Here is a 19738-nt window from a genome sequence, read left to right on the forward strand (position 1 = left end):
ACAAAACATGACATTAAAAATTGCGATCGCCGGTGCTGGCGGAAGAATGGGGCGTCAATTAATTCAAGCCGTACATAATGCAGAAGGGGCAGAATTAGGTGCCGCTTTTGAGCGTAAAGGTTCTTCTTTAGTTGGTGCAGATGCCGGTGAGCTTGCGGGTATTGGTGCATTAGGTATCAAAGTATCAGATGATTTAAATGCGGAAAAAGACAACTTTGATTTGCTGATTGATTTCACGCGTCCAGAAGGCACACTTGAGCATATCGCATTTTGTGTTGCTCATAACAAAAAAATGGTGATTGGTACCACGGGGTTTGATGATGCAGGTAAAGCCGCAATTCAAGCTGCATCGGAAAAAATCGCCATTGTATTTGCCTCCAACTTCAGTGTAGGGGTGAATTTGGTGTTTAAACTATTAGAAAAAGCCGCCAAAGTGATGGGCGATTATTGCGATATCGAAATCATTGAGGCACATCACCGCCACAAAGTGGATGCACCATCTGGTACCGCACTTTCAATGGGCGAACACATTGCGAAAACCCTTGGTCGTGATTTGAAAACACATGGCGTATTTTGTCGCGAAGGCATTACAGGCGAACGCAAACGTGATGAAATTGGTTTCTCTACCATTCGTGCCTCTGATGTAGTGGGTGAGCATAGTGTCTGGTTTGCGGATATTGGTGAGCGCGTTGAAATTGCCCACAAAGCATCAAGCCGTATGACATTTGCTAATGGCGCAGTGCGTGCAGGTAAATGGCTAGAAAAACAATCTCACGGATTGTTTGATATGACAGATGTGTTGGATTTGAATAATTTATAATTCTATTTCTAAATCACTTTCCACCCGACAACAACAGAGTAAAATCTCATCGGGTTGAATAAAGGCAAGGGGCTCTTCAGCGTAGGAAACCTTGCCTTTTTTGATCTTAACGCGACAAGAACCACAATAGCCAGAACGACATTGATATTCATGGTGAATTTGATGTTGTTCTAAAAAGTTAAGCAGGGAAGTTTGGTTATCAAAATCTAAGGTGATTTGGCGCTGAATAAGATGGATTTTCATGAAACAAAATAAAACAAAATTTTGCTCATTATAGAAGAAAGAGAAGTAAAACTCACGGCTCTTTTGTTGTAATATAGCGAGCTAATATTCATCATAAGGGAAGACTATGCGAACCTTTCTAAAATTAACGTGGATTTCAACCGCACTTTTATTAACGGCTTGTAGCACCATTTCAAAAGAGCCGGTTAAGCACATTGATATGTATGTAAAGCCTTATTACGATGCCAGAGATGGGCGACTTGAACAGATTAATGTGAACAAAGATATTGATGCGTTATTACTGAAAAATACACAAAAAGATTTTGAAAGTGCGGTCAATATTATTGAGAAAAAAGTGGATTTTGTTTCTCCGATGACGATGTTTGCACTTTCTGCTCGTGCTTATGATTTTGGCTTGCGTGATGAAGCGGTAAAATGGTTTTATCGTGGGCAAAACCGTTTAATCACGGCGTTATATGTGTTGGATTTAGATAAATTAACAGTATCGAATAACACGGCATTTGGGCAATTAGTCGGGCAACATGTTAATCCGTATGCGTTCTGTGATTTGAATAAGCAACACAAGGCGGCGCAAGATGCGATTGACTGGGCGAAAAATCATCCGTACCAGACGGTGTTTTTACCTCAATTACCAAGCAAACATCCAGATAGAAAACAGGCATTAAAAGAAGCAGAGGCAAAACTTGATGCGCGTTTAGTTGAGCAAGACCGCTATTTTGCTAATCCTGAAAATAAAGCGAAATGGGAAAAAGAACGCCAAGATAACTGGGTGAATGAGCGATTTTGTTGGTGATTCTAAAAAAATTTAAAAATCTTAAGGTTGCTTAAGATTTCATTAAGATTTGTTGTGTTTAATAAGCATTAACAAGGCGGCAATGAGGATAATCCTTCGCTTTGAAACATGATTAATTTATGCTTAATTCTATTTAGGAGAACATGATGAAAAAATTAGCTTTAGCAACCCTTTTAGCTTTATCTACTTCAGCAGCATTTGCTGGTTTTAATGGCAATACTGCACAAGGTGGCTTCCAAGGTGGTAACCAAGGTCAACAACTGACTGTTAAACAAGCATTATCTGCGAAAGATAATTCTATGATTACCTTAGTCGGTAACATCACTCAACAAATTGATGGTGATGAATATGTTTTCACCGATGGTACAGACCAAATCAAATTAGAAATTAAAAACCGCGTTTGGAATGGCTTAAATGTGGGACCTCAGGATAAAATCCGCGTTTACGGTAAATTGGATAATGACGCTTTTGAAAAAGCTGAGCTTGAAGTCATTAGCGTTGAAAAAGCGCAATAATTCATATAATTTGAAGTGGTGGGCAAAAGCCCGCCATTTTTTCGTTTTGAGAAAGAGAAAAGTGCGGTCAATATTATGCGAGTTTTATTAGTAGAAGACGATCCTCTCATCGGCAATGGTCTGCAAATTGGTTTAACGAAATCAGGTTTTATTGTAGATTGGTTTACTGATGGGCAAAGTGGATTAAATGCCTTAATTGGTGCACCTTATGATGCGGTGGTATTGGATTTAACCCTGCCTAAACTGGATGGTTTGGATGTATTAAAACAATGGCGCTCAAATAATCAAGATGTGCCTGTATTGATCTTAACTGCACGTGATACATTGGATGAACGGATTAAAGGCATTCAACAAGGTGCCGATGATTATCTTTGCAAACCCTTTGCCTTGGCTGAAGTGGTAGTGCGATTACAAGCATTAATTCGTCGTCGTTATGGGCAAGTTAAACCACAGATTGAACATGGCAATGTCAAACTCGATCCTGCACAGCGTAAGGCTTGGTTGAATGAGGATGAAATTACATTAACCGGACGTGAATATAAATTACTCGAGCTTTTTATGCTGAATAAAGAACGAGTGCTTTCACGTGCGACCATTGAAGAAAAATTGTCAAATTGGGATGAAGAATTAAGTAGTGGTGCATTGGACGTACATATTTATAATTTGCGTCAAAAGTTGGGTAAACAATTTATTCGTACGGTACATGGCGTAGGCTATGCTTTAGGACAAGTTAATGAAAAATAAACGACTGAGTTTTCGTCTCTTAATCGGTTTAAGTTTGACCGCACTTTGTGTGTGGTGCGTTGCCACGGCTGTTGCTTGGACGGTTGTTAAAAAAGAAGTCAAAGATGTGTTTAATGCACAACAAGTGCTTTTTGCTGAGCGTTTGGCAACCTCTGATTTAAAAAATGTATTGTTGGACGAAAATGCGAATTTTCCACGTGGTGGATTTAAACCGCAGAAACGTCATTACGATAATGACGCTCTAGCCTTTGCTATATTTTCTAACAAAGGCGAAAGACTATTAACCGATGGTGATAATGGCGACAAATTTATTTTTCAAAATAAGACCGGTTTTAGCAAAGAACATATTTTAGATGATGACGATGAATGGCTGATTTATTGGCAACCTGTCGGTAAAGGTGAACTTGTCATTGCGGTGGGACAAGAATTGGAATACCGCGAAGAGTTGGTCAATAAAATGGTTTTCAGCCAAACGGGAATTTGGTTTGCAGGATTACCAGTACTCTTATTGGTCGCGTTTATTGTGATTTATCGAGCATTAAAACCAATTAATCGATTGAGTCGAAACGTACAAGCTCGCCGACCAGGTGATGTGTCGTTATTAGAAATTGATGATGTGCCAAAAGAGATTCTACCGTTAGTCCAAAACTTAAATCAATTTTTCACACGTACCAGTGAGCAGCTAGAACGGGAGCGACGTTTTGTTTCTGATGCAGCACATGAATTACGTAGTCCATTAGCGGCATTGCGCATTCAAACAGAAGTCGCACAGTTGGCTGGCGATGATGCACAAACGCGTGAAATGGCCTTAGCGCATTTAACCCAAGGTATCGATCGAGCAACCCAATTAATTGAACAGCTTCTTACACTTTCCCGCTTGGATAATCTTAAAGAATTAAATCATCAGGAGCCTATTCATTGGTCAGAAATTATAACTTCACTTATCGGTGAGTTATATTTCAGTGCACAGCAACGCCAAATCGAATTGCAGTTTGAGCATCAGGGAGATCCTGCCGTTAAGCAAGGGCAGCCATTATTACTTGCCCAAATGTTGAGAAACTTGTTGGATAATGCCATTAAATATTGTCCTCAAGGCACTCTGGTTCGAGTGATTTTGCAGCCTCGTAAAATTCTTATTGAAGATAATGGCGGTGGTGTTACGCCAGAAGAATTAGCAAAATTAGGGCAGCGTTTTTATCGTCCTGCAGGACAAAATGAAAAGGGAAGTGGGCTTGGATTGTCTATTGTGGCAAGAATAGCAGAATTGCATCACTATCGTTTCCGATTAGAAAATATTGAAGCTAACGGGCAAATTCAAGGTTTGCGAGCTATCATTGAGTTATAAAAAAGGGCGTTTAATACGCCCTTATTGTTAAAACATTCCACCAATTAATTCCAGTCGACCTTTTTCAACTTTAATTTCTTTGGCAAACTTCTTAATCAGCATTTGTTTCATGTCACTTTCATCCAAGGTGTAAACAGGCATCCGACTTAATAATGCTGCCACACCATCGCTTAATAGCGGCATAACATCTTGGAGTTGCTCCATTGCACTATTAGGTTCGCCAGACCAGCGTAAAATTCGCAGATTTTTTAAATAGAGCGCTCCTTCCTGTGCGTTATATTCTGGAACGGCATCAAAGGTTAAATGCAATTTAGCTGGATAGGTTTTACCGGATAAACGAATAAGCGTATCAGCCAAACCACTCATTTCAACACGATTACTTTCAGTTTGCCCGATTTGAGTTACTAAATCTTTCAGTGAGTAATCCACAGAAAATAATCCTGGAATACCGAGTTTGTCATTAATCGTGCCTTTTTCACTTAAATATTGGTTAATTTGTTGCTCGCTGATACTGAAGGGAGAGGCTTGTACAGATAGCGTACAGAAACCTAAGGTCAGTATGGTAAGCACTTTTTTCAAAAAATGCATATTTTTCTCCTTGATTGAAAAAGAATGAAAATTTTGTAGAATGTATCGCTTATCTTTTCAATACACAATAAAAATTTAAGTAGAGATTATGACTTCGTCACTTAAAGACCATGTGCAAAAGCTTCTTGAAGAACATCGTGGAGAACGTGTTTTCCGCTTTAAATATTTAGGGAAACATTATTGGTTAAAGCAACCCGAGCAATTAAAAGGGATATGGTTATTATTAAAACCATATCCAAAACAACATTTTAAAGAAGAGTGTGAAATACTACAGCATTTAAATAATATTGGTGCACCAGTACCTAAATTATGTGATTTAGGAGATGATTATTTAGTATTGGAAGATGTGGGACCGACATTGAACATCTGGCTGAGTGATGAAAAATTGTCTTGGGCAGAAAAATCACATATTTTGCATTCAGCGATGGAGATATTGATTAATCTTCATCAACAAGGCATTATTCATGGACGTCCAGCCATACGGGATATTGCATGGAAAGATGGTAAGATTAGTTTTATGGACTTTGAATCCCATTCAAAAAGCCATAATGAGCACTGGTTGATTACACGTGATATGCTGGCATTTTTAGATAGTTTATGTCGTGTGAAAAGCTTAGATGATGAAAAGCTTGATGAATTATTTGATTATTATAAATCTCATTGCCCGACAACTTATTGGACTGATATGTTGTCTTATGTGAGAAGATTTCGTTGGCTTTATTATCTTTTACTTCCGTTCAAACCGATTGCACGAACGGACCTATTGGCCGTTTATCGGTTATTTGAACATTTAACAAAGGAAAATCTATGAAAAAATTATTTTTAGTGGCTGTATTAAGTGCTTTAGTGAGTGCTTGTTCTGTTGGTGTAGGTGCTGGTGGCGGCAGTAATGGCGTAGGCGTTGGTGTAGGCCTAGGCACAGGTTTTGGCTTCTAACTCTCACTTTAGATAAAGCAAAGGGCGGTCAAAAAATCTTAAGTTTTCAAGAAAATTAGCAGAAATTGCTTGATCTTTTGATTTAGATCACTATAATACACCGCATATTTCGGACGCGGGGTGGAGCAGCTTGGTAGCTCGTCGGGCTCATAACCCGAAGGCCGTCGGTTCAAATCCGGCCCCCGCAACCAATAACAAGTTCAGTAATAAGAACCCCAAGTTTGGGGTTTTTTTGTACGAGAAATTTAGAAACTGGGCTTAGGTTCATTGACGAACCTAACCCTTTTTTTATGTCTGAATTTTAAGATTAGGAGCAAAAATTGGCAACATTAGAACAAAGATTGCAAGAGATGCTTCAAGGTGCAGTAGAAGACTTAGGCTGCGAACTTTGGGGGATTGAATGCCAACGTGCAGGTCGCTTTATGACCGTGCGTTTATTCATTGATAAAGACGATGGCGTAGGCGTTGATGATTGTGCTGATGTAAGTCGTCAAGTGAGCGCGATTTTAGACGTGGAAGATCCAATTGCGGATAAATATAACCTAGAAGTGTCATCACCAGGTCTTGATCGTCCGTTATTTACGCTTGAACAATTCCAACGTTATGTGGGTGAGGATATCGCTGTGCATTTACGTATTCCTGTTTTAGATCGCCGTAAATGGCAAGGTAAATTGGAAAAAATTGAAAATGACATGTTGACACTTATTGTTGATGGTCAGGAACAAGTTCTTATTTTTGGCAACATTCAAAAAGCCAATGTAATCGCAAAATTTTAAAGGAGAAAAAGGAAAATGAGTAAAGAGATTTTGTTAGCTGCTGAAGCAGTATCTAACGAGAAGTTATTACCACGCGAAAAGATTTTTGAAGCGTTAGAGAGTGCGATTGCACTTTCAACAAAGAAAAAATATGACTATGAAACCGATATTCGCGTATCTATCAACCCTAAAACGGGTGAGTTTGATACATTCCGTCGTTGGTTGGTGGTTGATGAAGTTAAAGTGCCAACAAAAGAAATGACATTAGAAGCGGCACAATTTGAAGATCCGAATGTTCAACTTGGTGATTATGTTGAAGACCAAATTGAGTCTATCGCATTTGACCGTATTGCAATGCAAACTGCTCGCCAAGTAATCAGCACTAAAATCCGTGAAGCAGAACGTGCAAAAGTAGTTGAGCAATTCCGTTCTGAAGAAGGCAAGATTGTTACGGGTACGGTGAAAAAAGTAAACCGTGAAAGCATTATTTTAGATTTAGGCAATAAAGCTGAAGCCGTGATTATGCGTGAAGATATGCTTCCTCGTGAGAACTTCCGTCCAGGTGATCGTGTTCGTGGTGTGCTTTATAAAGTGAATCCAGAAAGCAAAACTGCACAACTATTTGTGACTCGTGCGAAACCTGAAATGTTAATCGAGTTATTCCGTATTGAAGTACCAGAAATCGGCGAAGAAATGCTTGAAATTCGTGGTGCGGCACGTGATCCAGGTTCTCGCGCGAAAATTGCGGTGAAATCTAATGATAAACGTATCGACCCAGTTGGTGCATGTGTGGGTATGCGTGGTGCACGCGTTCAAGCGATTACCAATGAGTTAGGTGGCGAACGTGTGGATATCGTACTTTGGGATGACAATCCAGCACAATATGTGATCAATGCAATGGCACCAGCTGATGTGACTTCAATCATCGTGGATGAAGATAATCACTCAATGGATATTGCAGTTAATGCTGATAACTTAGCACAAGCAATTGGTCGTAATGGTCAAAATGTACGTTTAGCGACACAATTAACCGGTTGGACATTAAATGTCATGACTACCGAACAATTAAATGAAAAACATCAAGCAGAAGACACCAAAGTATTAAATTTATTCATGGATAAATTAGGTCTTGATGAAGAGTTCGCTCAAATCTTAGTGGATGAAGGCTTTACTTCATTAGAAGAAGTAGCTTATGTTCCTGTGAGTGAGCTGACTGCAATTGATGGTTTAGAAGATGAAGATCTTATCGAAGAGTTACAAGGTCGTGCAAAAGATGCGATTACTGCAGCTGCTGCAGCTGAAGAAGAAGCCTTGAAAAAAGCGAATATTGAAGATCGTTTATTAAATCTTGAAGGGATGAATCGTCACATTGCCTTTAAATTAGCTGAAAAACAAATTACTACGCTTGAAGAACTTGCTGAGCAAGGTGTAGATGATTTAGCTGATATCGAAGAATTAACCGCAGAGCAAGCCGCTGACTTTATTATGGCTGCGCGTAATATTTGCTGGTTTAGCGAAGAGTAAGGAGTTTAATAATGACTGAAGATGTAAAAAATGCGGATGCGAATGCACCGAAAAAACTAAGTATTCAACGCAGAACAAAAACAACCGTAAGCAGTACAACAGCTGGCGGTAAAGCAAAAGCGGTACAAGTTGAAGTACGTAAAAAACGTACAGTACCAACAGATGCCGCTAAAAAAGCGGAAGAAGCAGCAAAATTAAAAGCCCAGCAAGAAGCTGAAGCAGCTGAAAAGAAAGCAGCAGAAGAAAAAGCACGTTTAGCCGCTGAAAAAGCGAAAGCCGAAAAAGCTAAGGCTGAAGCAGAAAAAGCTGCAAAACCAGCACCAAGTGCGGTTGAAAATAAACCTAAATCGGTTGATCCAGAAAAAGAAAAACGTAAAGCGGAAGAAGCAGAACTTCGTCGCAAAGCGGAAGAGCTGGCTCGCGAAAAGGCTGAAGAGCAAGCACGTAAAGCAGCTGAAGATGCTAAACGTTATGCTGAAGCGGATACATCAAGCAATGAAAGCGCATCAGAAGATTATACTGATTACAATTTAAGCTCTCGTTATGCTTTAGAAGCGGAAGACGAAGAAGAACGCCGTAATGAAAATCGCGGTCGCGGCAAAAATAAAGTCGCTAAAGCGAAAAAAGAACGCGATGACGTGAAAGGCGGCAATAAAAATGAGCGCGAATCTAACCGTAAAAATCAAAAAGACGGTAAATTCGGTAAAGGTAAAAATGGTAAGAAAGGCGCAGCATTACAACAAGCCTTCACAAAACCTGTTCAGGTTGTGAAACAAGATGTTGTTATTGGTGAAACAATTACCGTTGCGGAATTAGCAAACAAAATGGCAACCAAAGCGACTGAAATCATCAAAGCTATGATGAAGATGGGCGAAATGGTAACCATTAACCAAGTGCTTGACCAAGAAACGGCACAATTAGTGGCTGAAGAATTAGGTCACAAAGTGATTCTTCGCAATGAAAATGAACTCGAAGAAGAAGTATTAGGCGATCGTGATGTTAATGCAGAAAAAGTGACTCGTGCACCGGTTGTAACGATCATGGGGCACGTTGACCATGGTAAAACCTCATTGCTTGACTATATTCGTAAAGCGAAAGTTGCAGCAGGTGAGGCGGGTGGTATTACTCAGCACATCGGTGCGTACCACGTAGAAATGGATGACGGCAAAATGATCACCTTCTTAGACACGCCGGGACACGCCGCATTTACTTCAATGCGTGCACGTGGTGCGAAAGCAACGGATATCGTCGTACTTGTGGTTGCGGCAGATGATGGGGTGATGCCTCAAACCATTGAAGCGATTCAACATGCGAAAGCAGCAGGTGCGCCTTTAGTGGTTGCGGTGAACAAAATTGATAAACCAGAAGCAAATCCAGACCGAGTAGAACAAGAATTACTTCAACACGAAGTGATTTCTGAGAAATTCGGTGGTGATGTGCAATTCGTTCCTGTTTCTGCGAAGAAAGGTACCGGTGTTGATGACTTATTAGATGCCATCTTACTTCAATCAGAAGTACTTGAATTAACAGCTGTAAAAGACGGTATGGCAAGCGGTGTAGTGATTGAATCTTACCTTGATAAAGGTCGTGGTCCGGTTGCGACCATTCTTGTTCAATCAGGTACTTTACGTAAAGGTGATATCGTACTTTGCGGTTTTGAATACGGTCGTGTTCGTGCAATGCGCGATGAAAACGGTAAAGAAATCGATGAAGCAGGCCCATCTATCCCAGTTGAGGTGTTAGGTCTTTCTGGTGTACCAGCAGCGGGTGATGAAGCAACCGTAGTACGTGATGAGAAAAAAGCACGTGAAGTGGCGTTACACCGTCAAGGTAAGTTCCGTGAAGTGAAACTTGCTCGTCAGCAAAAAGCGAAACTTGAAAATATGTTTAGTAATATGGCTGAAGGTGATGTTGCTGAACTGAATATTATCGTGAAAGCAGACGTACAGGGTTCTGTGGAAGCGATTATTCAATCGTTACAAGATCTTTCTACTGATGAAGTGAAAGTGAAAGTTGTTGGTTCTGGTGTCGGTGGTATTTCTGAAACTGATGCAACCCTAGCGGCAGCCTCTAATGCGATTATTGTTGGCTTTAACGTACGTGCGGATGCTTCTGCCCGCCGTATTATCGAAGCAGAAAATATTGACCTTCGTTATTACTCTATCATTTATGAACTATTAAATGATGTGAAAGCAGCGATGAGCGGTATGTTACAACCTGAATTCAAACAAGAAATCATTGGCTTGGCTGAAGTGCGTGATGTGTTCAAACATCCGAAATTTGGTGCAATCGCAGGTTGTATGGTGACCGAAGGTGTAGTAAAACGTAACAACCCAATCCGCGTATTACGTGATAACGTGGTAATCTTTGAAGGTGAATTGGAATCTCTCCGTCGCTTTAAAGATGACGTTTCTGAAGTCCGTAATGGTATGGAATGTGGTATCGGCGTTAAAAACTACAATGACGTGAAAGTCGGCGACCAAATCGAGGTGTTTGAAGTCGTTGAAATTAAACGTTCAATCTAATCAATAAAAAGAGCGGTCAAAATTCAACGTATTTTTGACCGCTTTTTAATAAGAGAAATATTATGGCAAGAGAATTTAAACGCAGTGATCGCGTTGCACAAGAATTACAAAAAGAAATCGCCATCATTTTGCAACGTGAAGTGAAAGATCCCCGTATTGGCATGGTAACCGTGTCAGATGTGGAAGTATCAAGCGATTTGGCTTATGCAAAAGTGTTTGTCACATTTTTGTTTGATCATGATGAAGTGGCGATTGCACAGGGCATGAAAGGGTTAGAAAAAGCAGCACCTTATATTCGTTCATTAGTGGGTAAAGCAATGCGCTTACGCATTGTGCCAGAAATTCGTTTCTTCTACGATCAATCCTTAGTTGAAGGGATGCGTATGTCTAATTTAGTAACAAACGTAGTACGTGAAGACGAAAAAAAACACGTTGAGGAAAATGACTAATGTCGAGACCTCGCAAGCGTGGGCGTGATATTGATGGTGTATTTTTATTAGATAAGCCACAAGGCATGTCATCTAATGACATTATGCAAAAGGTGAAACGCTTATTCCAAGCGAATAAAGCTGGACATACCGGTGCGCTCGATCCATTAGCAACCGGTATGCTGCCTATTTGTTTAGGAGAAGCGACAAAGTTTTCCCAATTCTTATTAGATGCAGATAAACGCTATGTGGTCACAGCAAAATTAGGTGAACGTACGGATACCTCTGATGCTGAAGGACAAGTGGTCGAAACGCGCCCTGTTAATGTGGAAACATCGCAAATTTTGACCGCACTTGAACAATTTCGTGGTGATATTTTGCAAGTGCCGACCATGTTCTCTGCGTTAAAGCACAATGGGAAACCGTTGTATGAGTATGCTCGCGCAGGCATTACAGTAGAACGTGAAGCCCGTCCTATCACGATTTTTGAGCTAAACTTTATCGAGTATCAAGCACCTTTTCTAACTTTAGAAGTGCATTGTTCGAAAGGAACCTATATCCGTACATTAGTGGATGATTTAGGTGAAGTGTTAGGTTGTGGTGCTCATGTGACCGTGTTACGTCGAACTGCGGTTGCGGATTATCCAACAGAAAAGATGATGACATGGGATGCTTTGCAGACGCTTGCAGAGCAAGGTGATCTTGCACAACTTGATCAACATCTTTTACCGACAGATACAGCGGTCAGTAAATTACCCGCATTACAGCTAAATGCCGAGCAAAGTAAAGGGATTGGCTGTGGACAACGTGTCAAATTTGCTAATGAAGCAAAATTACATGGTCGAGTGCGGTTGTTTTCTGACGAGAATATCTTTTTAGGCGTAGCTCTTGTAGATGATAACAATGTGATTCGTCCGCAACGCTTGATTACGCAATCTCTCTAACTATTTGCCTTTCTTTTTTAATTCCAGTAATCTCACCTGTAACCTTTTAATTGCAATCTATGTAAATAAGATATTACAGGTGAATTATGGATGCCCTTAACCATTTACGTCAGGAAATTGATTCGCTCGATCGTGAACTGATTCAACTTTTTGCTAAACGTCTCGAATTGGTGACCCAAGTAGGCGAAGTAAAGCACGAAAAAGGTTTGCCGATTTATGCACCAGATCGTGAATTAGCGATGTTACAAGCACGCCGAGAAGAAGCGGTTAAAGCAGGAATCTCTCCACAACTTATTGAAGATGTGCTACGTCGTTTTATGCGTGAATCTTATTCCAATGAAAATCAATTTGGTTTTAAAACGCTGAATCCAGCCATTAACAAAATTGTTATTGTTGGCGGTTACGGAAAAATGGGGCAGTTATTTGCCCGCTATTTACGAGCCTCTGGTTATCCTATTTCTATTTTAGATCGTGATGATTGGGATGTGGCAGAACGTATTTTAACGAATGCGGATGTTGTTATTATCTCAGTACCGATTGATCACACGTTAGAAACCATAGAACGTTTAAAGCCCTATTTAACGGAAAATATGCTACTGGCGGACCTCACCTCCGTGAAACGTGCTCCATTAGCTAAAATGTTAGAGGTGCATAAAGGGGCGGTAGTTGGATTGCATCCAATGTTTGGCCCAGATATCGCGAGCATGGCAAAACAAGTGGTTGTGCGTTGCGATGGGCGTTTTAGTGAACGTTATGAATGGTTGTTAGAGCAAATTCAAATCTGGGGTGCAAAAATTTATCAAATTGATGCTGCAGAGCATGATCACAATATGACGTACATTCAAGCATTACGTCACTTTTCTACTTTTGCGAATGGTCTGCATCTTTCTAAACAGCCTGTCAATTTAAGCAATTTATTGGCATTATCTTCCCCGATTTATCGTTTGGAATTAGCCATGATTGGTCGTCTATTTGCCCAAGATGCGGCACTTTATGCCGATATTATTATGGATAAGCCAGAAAATTTAGACGTGATTGAAAGCTTGAAGAAAACGTATGAAGAAGCGTTACAATTTTTTGAAAAAGGCGATCGCCAAGGGTTTATTGATGCTTTCCATCAGGTGAGAGAATGGTTTGGGGAGTGTTCCGATCAATTCTTGCAGGAAAGTCGTCAGTTATTACAACAAGCTCATGATCTACGACATGTATAAAATAAAAGTGCGGTTGATTTTCACCGCACTTTTGTTTTGTGATTTATTGTCTTGCCAAGCGTAAATTCTGCGGAATGTCCTCAAAGTTCGAACGGAATGGATTAATATCCAATCCACCACGGCGCGTATAGCGCGCATAGACGGTGAGTTTTTCTGGTTTGGCATAATGCATCAAATCACAGAAAATACGCTCAACACACTGCTCGTGAAACTCATTATGTTGACGGAAAGACACAATGTAGCGGAGAAGTTTTTCGCGATCGATTTGTTTGCCCACATAATGAATTTGCACGGTTCCCCAATCGGGCTGACTGGTGATAAGACAATTAGATTTCAATAAATGGCTTACTAAGCTTTCTTCCACCACGTTATCGGACGTACAATTTTGCAAAATGTCTGCATTAAATTCGTAGCTGTGGATTTCGATATTCTGATCATCAATGCAATCGCCCGTTAAAGTATCAATACCTTGTCCTTGATAGTGGGATAATGGATGTAAATGAACTTTAACCTCGCCTTGAGCACAAGCACTTAGGTCTTCACGCATCGTGCGTTCTACGCTAGCAAAATCAGCGAATTTACTTTGATTAAAGCTGTTTAAGTAGAGTTTAAAACTTTTCGATTCAATTAAATTTTCACTGCGATAATCAATTTCCACATCGGCAATAGCCACTTGCGGTAAGCCTTTTGGATTTAACCAAGAAATTTCATAGGCTGTCCAAATATCAGCGCCTTGGGTAAATGGCTGCTGTTCGGTTATGCCTAAGCCATCACGATTGAGTTTTCGAGGCACGGGTTGTAACAAAGTGCGGTCATAATTCGCAGCATATTCTGTTGCTTGACCGAGTTTTAAAGATTGAAGGCTTTTATCTTGATAGTTCATGTGTTTTCCTGAATAACGAAAGCGCTATAAAAAATTCCACGACACATTCGAGACTAATCGACATTGGTCGCATTTAAAGTAAATTACATCAAATAGTGGCGTGTCTAATACCCAATCGCCACCACATTGTGGGCAACAGCGTTGTTGTTCCGATTCTAAAGAATGTCCACCGACACGGTATAAATAATAATAGGTCGGTATGCCGCTTTCTTTTTCAATTTCGGCAGCAAGGTATAGTCCATGTTTGCTGAGCGTGCTATTAATCTCGGAGATTTCGCTTAATGATTCTTTTTCTAAAACCGAACCATTCATTTGCAACTGATCGCAAGCCTGCCAATTTTCCTGCCATTTAATCAAATCTTGGCTTAAATGCGGTTGATTTTTTAGCTGTTTATAAAGTGGAATTGGAGAAAAATCATCTCCGCTATGCAATGGCGAGCAAGATTGCAAATGTGTGGTATAAAGCATCTGCCATGCTGGTTGACTACATTCTGCGGTGCTGTCTGCATTTAAATCATCGGCAATAATTTGAAAACCTTGAAAATTTAGACCGCACTTTTCAGCATGTTCCATCGCCAGATTTACAGTTTGGTTATTATTCTCGGGTAAAAGGCTATCTTGCTCAGGGCAAATAACTCGCATTGCAAAACCTTGTTCGCCGTCTTCCTCCGTCAAATAAAGCGGGATTTCACGGCCGATAATTTGCCCGTTATAACGCCATTGGTCGATGATTGCATTGAGCAAACGGCTTTGTTGGCCGATGTCGTTTTCTAAGGCAGTTAATTTAAAAAAGGGTTCGATCAGATACATAATTACAGATTGTGCAAGATTTCTTCAATTTGTTTTAAACCGTTTAAGCGGGTTTCACTTAAGCGGGAGGCAACACCAAGCTCATCAAAAAATTGACGAATATTAAATTGTTGTAATTGGTTTCGGGTTTGGCCGTTGATGTTTTGTAACAACAACCATAACAAGCCATTCATAATGCGCGCTTCGCTGTAAGCTTGAAATTGAAACGTATCGTCATGTTGTGGAATGGGCATAAACCAAAGTCCCGCTTCACAGCCTTGAATCGATTGCATTTGAGCCAATTCATCAGGAGAAGGTTGAGGGAGATGCTTACCCGCTTGAATAATAAAACGGTAGCGATCTTCCCAATTTTTTGCCTGTTTAATGTTTTCTAGCATGCTAATAACTCTAAGGATTTATCTAATGCCGCAAAAAAAGCGTCCACATCTTGTGGGCTGTTATAAGGCGCAAAAGAAAGTCTTAATGTGGTACGTTCACCAAGGCGGACTAAGTAAGGTTGGGCGCAATGTTCGCCAACACGCAACGCAATTTTCTGTTCACTTAATAGGGTAGCAAGATCCGAAGCCGCAATCCCATCAAAAACAAAACATACTACTGAACTCGGTTGCGGTGAATTGAATAAACGACAATTCGGATAGTTTTTTAACCGCACTTTACTTTGTTCAGCAAGCTCAACGGCATGCGCTTCAGCTGCCTGAAAATCCCATTTTTTGAGCCAATCTAGCACCGCACCAAAGCCAATCACGCCAGCAATATTCGGTGTGCCGGCCTCTAATCGATAAGGTAAATCGGCAAAGGTAATACATTCATGGGAGACTCGCTCAATCATTTTTCCACCGTAAAAAAGTGGTTGTAGCAGGGAAAGTGAGCTTAATTTTCCGCTTAATACACCAATGCCGTTAGGTCCATAAATTTTGTGCGCAGAAAAGGCAATAAAATCCGCATCTAATGCCTGTAAATCAATCTGTATATGACTAATAGCCTGAGCAGCATCCACTAAAACGAGAGCATTGCTATGTTGACGAATTAGGCGAATTAAATGTTGGATATGTTGTTCCGTTCCCGTTACGTTGGAAACAAAATTGAGTGCTACTAATTTGGTTTTCTCATTTAAGGCTGCAATTAAGGCATTTTCATCAATTAGCCAATTATCCAAAATAGGCAACACTTGAATTTTTGCCCCACATTTTTTCGCTGTTTCATGCCAAGTAACATAATTAGCATGATGGTCCGCTTGGCTAATTAAAATCTCATCATCTGTATGCAAAGAGGGGAGTAAACCATTAGCAACCAAATTAATGCTATGAGTCGTCCCAGAAGTCCAGATTACGGCTTTTTCATCTTCCGCATTAATTAAGGTTTTGACTAGGTGACGAGCATTTTCATATTGTGCTGTTTGTGCCGCTTCATATTGGCTACGATGCACAGAGCCTGCCGATTGATAAAAGGTACTTGTTGCATCAATTAATGCCCGAGGCTTTAATGCTGTCGCTGCATTATCCAAATAAACCACGGCATTTGCTGTTTGAAAATAAGGGAATTCACCTTTAAATGATAAGTAATCGAAAGCCATAGTTACTCTCCGTGTTTGCCTGCTTTGTTCTGTTTGCGCCATTCATAAGGGGCGATAGGGTTGGGATCCCGCCATAAACCGATTTTTTGTTGTTGGGCAAAATCTTGAGCTTGAAAGTAGAGTGGATTTTTAGCGAATTGTGGGTAAATCCACGCCATGCCATTTTTTACCATTTTTAAGTTGATGTTTTGTTCTTGCAGATAAACCGTTGCCAAAATACGTTGGTAGCGATCATAACCTGAAACCGACAACGTCACATTTTGTTTGAAAACCAGTTGTGAAAGATATTGTTTGGCTTTCTTTCCAAATGGTTGGCCTTTTTCCGGAGCATCAATTTCTTGTAATCGCACTTTGAGTTGTTTTTTAGTGGATAAGAGGCAAGTTAAGGTATCGCCATCACTTACACCAACGACCCAACACGCCATTTGGCGTTCAGTAGCGACTGAAAATTGCGTCCAAAGTGCGGTCAAAATTAGGGTTAAAAATAAGAAGAATTTTTTAATCATTGGAATTTCTTTGATCTGCATCGCAAAATTTAGCTAAAATGAATGGGTAATTTTAACAAAAAAGCGTAAAATAAATTTTAATTATTATTAAAAAAATTGATAGAGGAAATATGTTACTCCAAAAAGGCGTTCAACTCGCTCGTTCGCTCATCATTTTATACATTATGTTACTACTCGGCAATTTGATTTCTCACTATATCCCAGTGGGGATTCCAGGCAGCATTTGGGGATTGTTATTACTTTTTTTAGGTTTAACGACTCATGTAATTCACTTGGAGTGGATTTATTTCGGTTCGAGCTTACTGATTCGCTATATGGCGGTGCTTTTTGTGCCGGTGAGTGTTGGTATTATCAAGTATTATGATTTACTCGTTGCGCAATGGAAAATTTTACTCATTCCAAATATTCTTAGTACTTTTTTAACACTTTTTGTGATTGCATTTATAGGAAACTATTTATTTTACAAACAATCTTTTAGCCATAAACGTAAAAAAGTATTGGAAAAACGTAATCTTCAAGCAGACTAAGGTTTTATTATGCAGTATGCAATTTATCTTTATACCGGTTTAACGATTTTCGGATTTTGGCTCGCACTACAAATTAGTAAACGTTGGAAATCGATGATTTTCAATACTTTTGTGCTAACGGTATCCATTCTTGTACTGATTTTAGTGGTTAGCGGTATTCCTTATGATGATTATATGGCAGGCAATGCGCCGATTAATAATTTATTAGGATTGAGTATTGTCGCACTGGCATTACCGTTATATGAACAAATTCGTCAAATTGCGAAACAATGGAAAATTATCCTTTCAGTAGTCGCATTGGCCTCAATATTCTCAATGTTTACCGGGGCTATTTTTGCCATTATTTTAGGTGCAAGCCCTGAAATGGTCGCGACGGTATTACCAAAATCAATTACTACCCCAATTGCAATGGAAGTGGCTTCACATTTAGGCGGCATTCCTGCCGTGACGGCGGTAGGTGTGGTTGTCGCCGGTTTACAAGGGTCTGTTTTTGGTTATCTCATCTTGAAAAAAGTTGGGATTAAACAACAAGAAGCGATCGGTTTATCTGTTGGTGCGGTTTCTCACGCATTAGGTACGGTAAGTTGTATGGAAGCCGATCCGAAAGCGGGGAGTTATAGTTCGATTTCTTTGGTACTTTGCGGTATTATGAGTTCCATTTTAGCGCCCTTAGTATTCCATGTTATTCGTCTATTTTTATGAGAACCCAATTAGCTGATTTTTGGACTGAACGTTTCCTTCCTGATCCGCCTCGCGAAAAAGATCATCGACCACCATTTCGTCGTGATCGCGGGCGGATTTTACATTCTGCCGCTTTCCGTTGTTTGCAAGCCAAAACACAGATTCATGCGGTGGGCGAGAATGATTTTTATCGCACTCGTTTAACCCATTCCCTTGAAGTGGCACAAATCGGTAGCAGTCTGGTTTCCCAATTAAAATTTGCGGAAAGTTATGTTGCTATTTCAGACCAGCTTCATATTGAAAAAAGTGAATTACAGAAACAACTCAAGCCTTTATTGCCAAGCAATGATTTAATTGAAAGTTTGTGCTTTGCGCATGATATTGGTCATCCACCCTTTGGTCATGGTGGGGAAGTAGCCCTCAATTATATGATGCGGAATCATGGCGGCTTTGAAGGCAATGCGCAGACATTTCGTATCATTACTAAACTTGAGCCTTATACTGAAACGGCAGGGATGAATTTAACGCGTCGTGCTATTTTAGGCGTGGTGAAATATCCGAATATTTTAGACTTATCTTCCCCTCAATATGCCCAGTTGCCGCATACTGAAAGCGCTGATCCGCGTTATGTCAAAATTAGTGATTGGAAACCAGGAAAAGGGTTGTTCCGTGATGACGTCACAATGTTTGATTGGCTGTTGCAAAATCTTTCTGAAAATGACCGCACTTTATTTGGTTCATTTCAAAAAGTGCGGTCAAATCCTGCCGAGTTTTTAAAAACACAATTTAAATCGTTAGATTGCAGCATTATGGAATTGGCAGACGATATTGCCTATGGTGTGCATGATTTAGAAGATGCGATTGTGACAGGTGTGGTAAATCAACATCAATGGCAAGAAGCATTGGATGAACTTAAAACGATTCCTTCAGATTGGCTGGCAAAAAATATAGAGCAAGTCAGCCAACGATTATTCTCCAACCTTCATTTCGAGCGTAAAAATGCCATTGGTGCATTAGTGAATTTCTTTATCACCCATGTGCGTTGGAAAGTTACCGGCAATTTTGATGAGCCTTTGTTACGTTATAACGCAGAACTACCGCAAGATGTGATTGCGGCATTAAATGTGTTCAAAAAATTTGTGTGGAAATACGTAATTCGCCATGTCGAAACGCAACGCATTGAATATAAAGGACAACGCATTCTCACGGAAATGTTTCAGATTTTTGATTCTGACCCAGAACGTTTATTGCCAACGAATACGGCTAATCGTTGGAGAAATGCACCGGAGCAGGGTAAAAAACGTATTATTTGTGATTATATTGCTGGCATGTCAGATGCCTATGCCTTAAAGGTTTATCACCAGCTTTAAAGTGCGGTTATTTTTAT

23 protein-coding genes and 1 tRNA gene are annotated in these 19738 nt (G+C 40.1%); 17 read left to right on the plus strand and 7 right to left on the minus strand.

Annotated elements, in window-relative coordinates; translation table 11 throughout:
- Positions 1-7 precede the first annotated feature (7 nt).
- The gene (gene dapB, locus O3746_RS01545; RefSeq protein ID WP_065243236.1) at positions 8-820 is read left to right on the plus strand and encodes a 4-hydroxy-tetrahydrodipicolinate reductase; all 813 of its coding nucleotides are present in this window, start codon (positions 8-10) and stop codon (positions 818-820) included.
- On the opposite strand, the gene yfaE is transcribed toward dapB, so the two are convergent.
- Positions 815-1063: a class I ribonucleotide reductase maintenance protein YfaE gene (gene yfaE / locus O3746_RS01550; RefSeq protein ID WP_049355675.1), complete on the minus strand. Its 249-nt coding sequence runs from the start codon at positions 1061-1063 to the stop codon at positions 815-817. The genes dapB and yfaE overlap by 6 nt on opposite strands.
- Positions 1064-1169: 106 nt before the next feature.
- On the opposite strand from yfaE, the gene O3746_RS01555 reads away from it, so the two are divergent.
- The 4 genes from O3746_RS01555 (at position 1170) to qseC (ending at position 4460) form a co-directional block, all read left to right on the plus strand.
- Positions 1170-1856 (plus strand): hypothetical protein, encoded by a 687-nt coding sequence (locus tag O3746_RS01555; protein WP_371447633.1) that lies wholly within the window; start codon positions 1170-1172, stop codon positions 1854-1856.
- Positions 1857-2002: 146 nt separating this feature from the next.
- Positions 2003-2371, plus strand: coding sequence for a YgiW/YdeI family stress tolerance OB fold protein (locus O3746_RS01560; RefSeq protein WP_165818952.1), 369 nt, complete (start codon positions 2003-2005; stop codon positions 2369-2371).
- A 75-nt stretch (positions 2372-2446) separates the two neighbouring features.
- Entirely contained in the window at positions 2447-3115 is a 669-nt protein-coding gene (locus O3746_RS01565) for a response regulator (protein ID WP_014065314.1), read from the plus strand.
- Entirely contained in the window at positions 3105-4460 is a 1356-nt protein-coding gene (gene qseC, locus O3746_RS01570; RefSeq protein ID WP_371447635.1) for a quorum sensing histidine kinase QseC, read from the plus strand. Before O3746_RS01565 ends, qseC begins: the two co-directional genes overlap by 11 nt.
- A gap of 27 nt (positions 4461-4487) precedes the next feature.
- On the opposite strand, the gene O3746_RS01575 is transcribed toward qseC, so the two are convergent.
- Positions 4488-5048 carry a DUF1439 domain-containing protein gene (locus tag O3746_RS01575; protein WP_115912703.1) on the minus strand — a complete coding sequence of 187 codons (561 nt, stop codon included), beginning with the start codon at positions 5046-5048 and terminating at the stop codon, positions 4488-4490.
- 88 nt (positions 5049-5136) lie between these two features.
- Between O3746_RS01575 and O3746_RS01580 the strand changes: the two genes are divergently transcribed.
- The 9 genes from O3746_RS01580 (at position 5137) to tyrA (ending at position 13371) form a co-directional block, all read left to right on the plus strand.
- On the plus strand, positions 5137-5859 hold the full coding sequence (locus tag O3746_RS01580) for an RIO1 family regulatory kinase/ATPase (protein ID WP_371447638.1): 723 nt from the start codon (positions 5137-5139) through the stop codon (positions 5857-5859).
- A complete protein-coding gene (locus O3746_RS01585; protein ID WP_005696016.1) occupies positions 5856-5984 on the plus strand; it encodes a hypothetical protein in 129 nt (42 codons plus the stop codon). Before O3746_RS01580 ends, O3746_RS01585 begins: the two co-directional genes overlap by 4 nt.
- A 114-nt stretch (positions 5985-6098) precedes the next feature.
- Positions 6099-6175, plus strand: a tRNA-Met gene (locus O3746_RS01590).
- 129 nt (positions 6176-6304) lie between these two features.
- Positions 6305-6760, plus strand: coding sequence for a ribosome maturation factor RimP (rimP, locus tag O3746_RS01595; protein ID WP_049371053.1), 456 nt, complete (start codon positions 6305-6307; stop codon positions 6758-6760).
- A gap of 15 nt (positions 6761-6775) precedes the next feature.
- On the plus strand, positions 6776-8263 hold the full coding sequence (gene nusA / locus O3746_RS01600; RefSeq protein ID WP_049373488.1) for a transcription termination factor NusA: 1488 nt from the start codon (positions 6776-6778) through the stop codon (positions 8261-8263).
- Between the two features lie 11 nt (positions 8264-8274).
- Positions 8275-10788: a translation initiation factor IF-2 gene (infB, locus tag O3746_RS01605; RefSeq protein ID WP_371447642.1), complete on the plus strand. Its 2514-nt coding sequence runs from the start codon at positions 8275-8277 to the stop codon at positions 10786-10788.
- Positions 10789-10850: 62 nt separating this feature from the next.
- The gene (gene rbfA, locus O3746_RS01610) at positions 10851-11237 is read left to right on the plus strand and encodes a 30S ribosome-binding factor RbfA (RefSeq protein ID WP_005696020.1); all 387 of its coding nucleotides are present in this window, start codon (positions 10851-10853) and stop codon (positions 11235-11237) included.
- Positions 11237-12160, plus strand: coding sequence for a tRNA pseudouridine(55) synthase TruB (truB, locus tag O3746_RS01615; protein ID WP_371447645.1), 924 nt, complete (start codon positions 11237-11239; stop codon positions 12158-12160). Before rbfA ends, truB begins: the two co-directional genes overlap by 1 nt.
- A gap of 86 nt (positions 12161-12246) precedes the next feature.
- On the plus strand, positions 12247-13371 hold the full coding sequence (tyrA, locus tag O3746_RS01620) for a bifunctional chorismate mutase/prephenate dehydrogenase (protein ID WP_371447647.1): 1125 nt from the start codon (positions 12247-12249) through the stop codon (positions 13369-13371).
- Between the two features lie 43 nt (positions 13372-13414).
- On the opposite strand, the gene queF is transcribed toward tyrA, so the two are convergent.
- Genes queF through O3746_RS01645 form a run of 5 tightly spaced genes read right to left on the minus strand, consistent with a single transcriptional unit; the run spans position 13415 to position 17143 of the window.
- Positions 13415-14254 (minus strand): NADPH-dependent 7-cyano-7-deazaguanine reductase QueF, encoded by an 840-nt coding sequence (gene queF, locus O3746_RS01625; protein WP_371447649.1) that lies wholly within the window; start codon positions 14252-14254, stop codon positions 13415-13417.
- Between the two features lie 24 nt (positions 14255-14278).
- Positions 14279-15064 (minus strand): Zn-ribbon-containing protein, encoded by a 786-nt coding sequence (locus tag O3746_RS01630; protein WP_371447651.1) that lies wholly within the window; start codon positions 15062-15064, stop codon positions 14279-14281.
- A 2-nt stretch (positions 15065-15066) separates the two neighbouring features.
- Entirely contained in the window at positions 15067-15441 is a 375-nt protein-coding gene (locus O3746_RS01635) for a SufE family protein (RefSeq protein WP_070592165.1), read from the minus strand.
- Positions 15435-16637 (minus strand): cysteine desulfurase, encoded by a 1203-nt coding sequence (locus tag O3746_RS01640; protein ID WP_302129638.1) that lies wholly within the window; start codon positions 16635-16637, stop codon positions 15435-15437. Before O3746_RS01640 ends, O3746_RS01635 begins: the two co-directional genes overlap by 7 nt.
- 2 nt (positions 16638-16639) lie before the next feature.
- The gene (locus O3746_RS01645) at positions 16640-17143 is read right to left on the minus strand and encodes a thermonuclease family protein (protein ID WP_302129645.1); all 504 of its coding nucleotides are present in this window, start codon (positions 17141-17143) and stop codon (positions 16640-16642) included.
- A 110-nt stretch (positions 17144-17253) separates the two neighbouring features.
- On the opposite strand from O3746_RS01645, the gene O3746_RS01650 reads away from it, so the two are divergent.
- The 3 genes from O3746_RS01650 to O3746_RS01660 are packed head-to-tail and all read left to right on the plus strand — an operon-like array spanning position 17254 to position 19721.
- Complete coding sequence (locus tag O3746_RS01650) at positions 17254-17670, plus strand: CidA/LrgA family protein (protein WP_070775381.1); 417 nt, start codon at positions 17254-17256, stop codon at positions 17668-17670.
- 6 nt (positions 17671-17676) lie between these two features.
- A complete protein-coding gene (locus tag O3746_RS01655) occupies positions 17677-18372 on the plus strand; it encodes a CidB/LrgB family autolysis modulator (protein ID WP_302129646.1) in 696 nt (231 codons plus the stop codon).
- Positions 18369-19721, plus strand: a complete 1353-nt coding sequence (locus tag O3746_RS01660; RefSeq protein WP_302129639.1) for an anti-phage deoxyguanosine triphosphatase — start codon at positions 18369-18371, stop codon at positions 19719-19721. Before O3746_RS01655 ends, O3746_RS01660 begins: the two co-directional genes overlap by 4 nt.
- The last annotated feature ends 17 nt before the right edge of the window (positions 19722-19738 follow it).

The sequence above is a fragment of the Haemophilus sp. 27098_8_127 genome, from assembly GCF_041433495.1.
Lineage (GTDB): Bacteria > Pseudomonadota > Gammaproteobacteria > Enterobacterales > Pasteurellaceae > Haemophilus_D.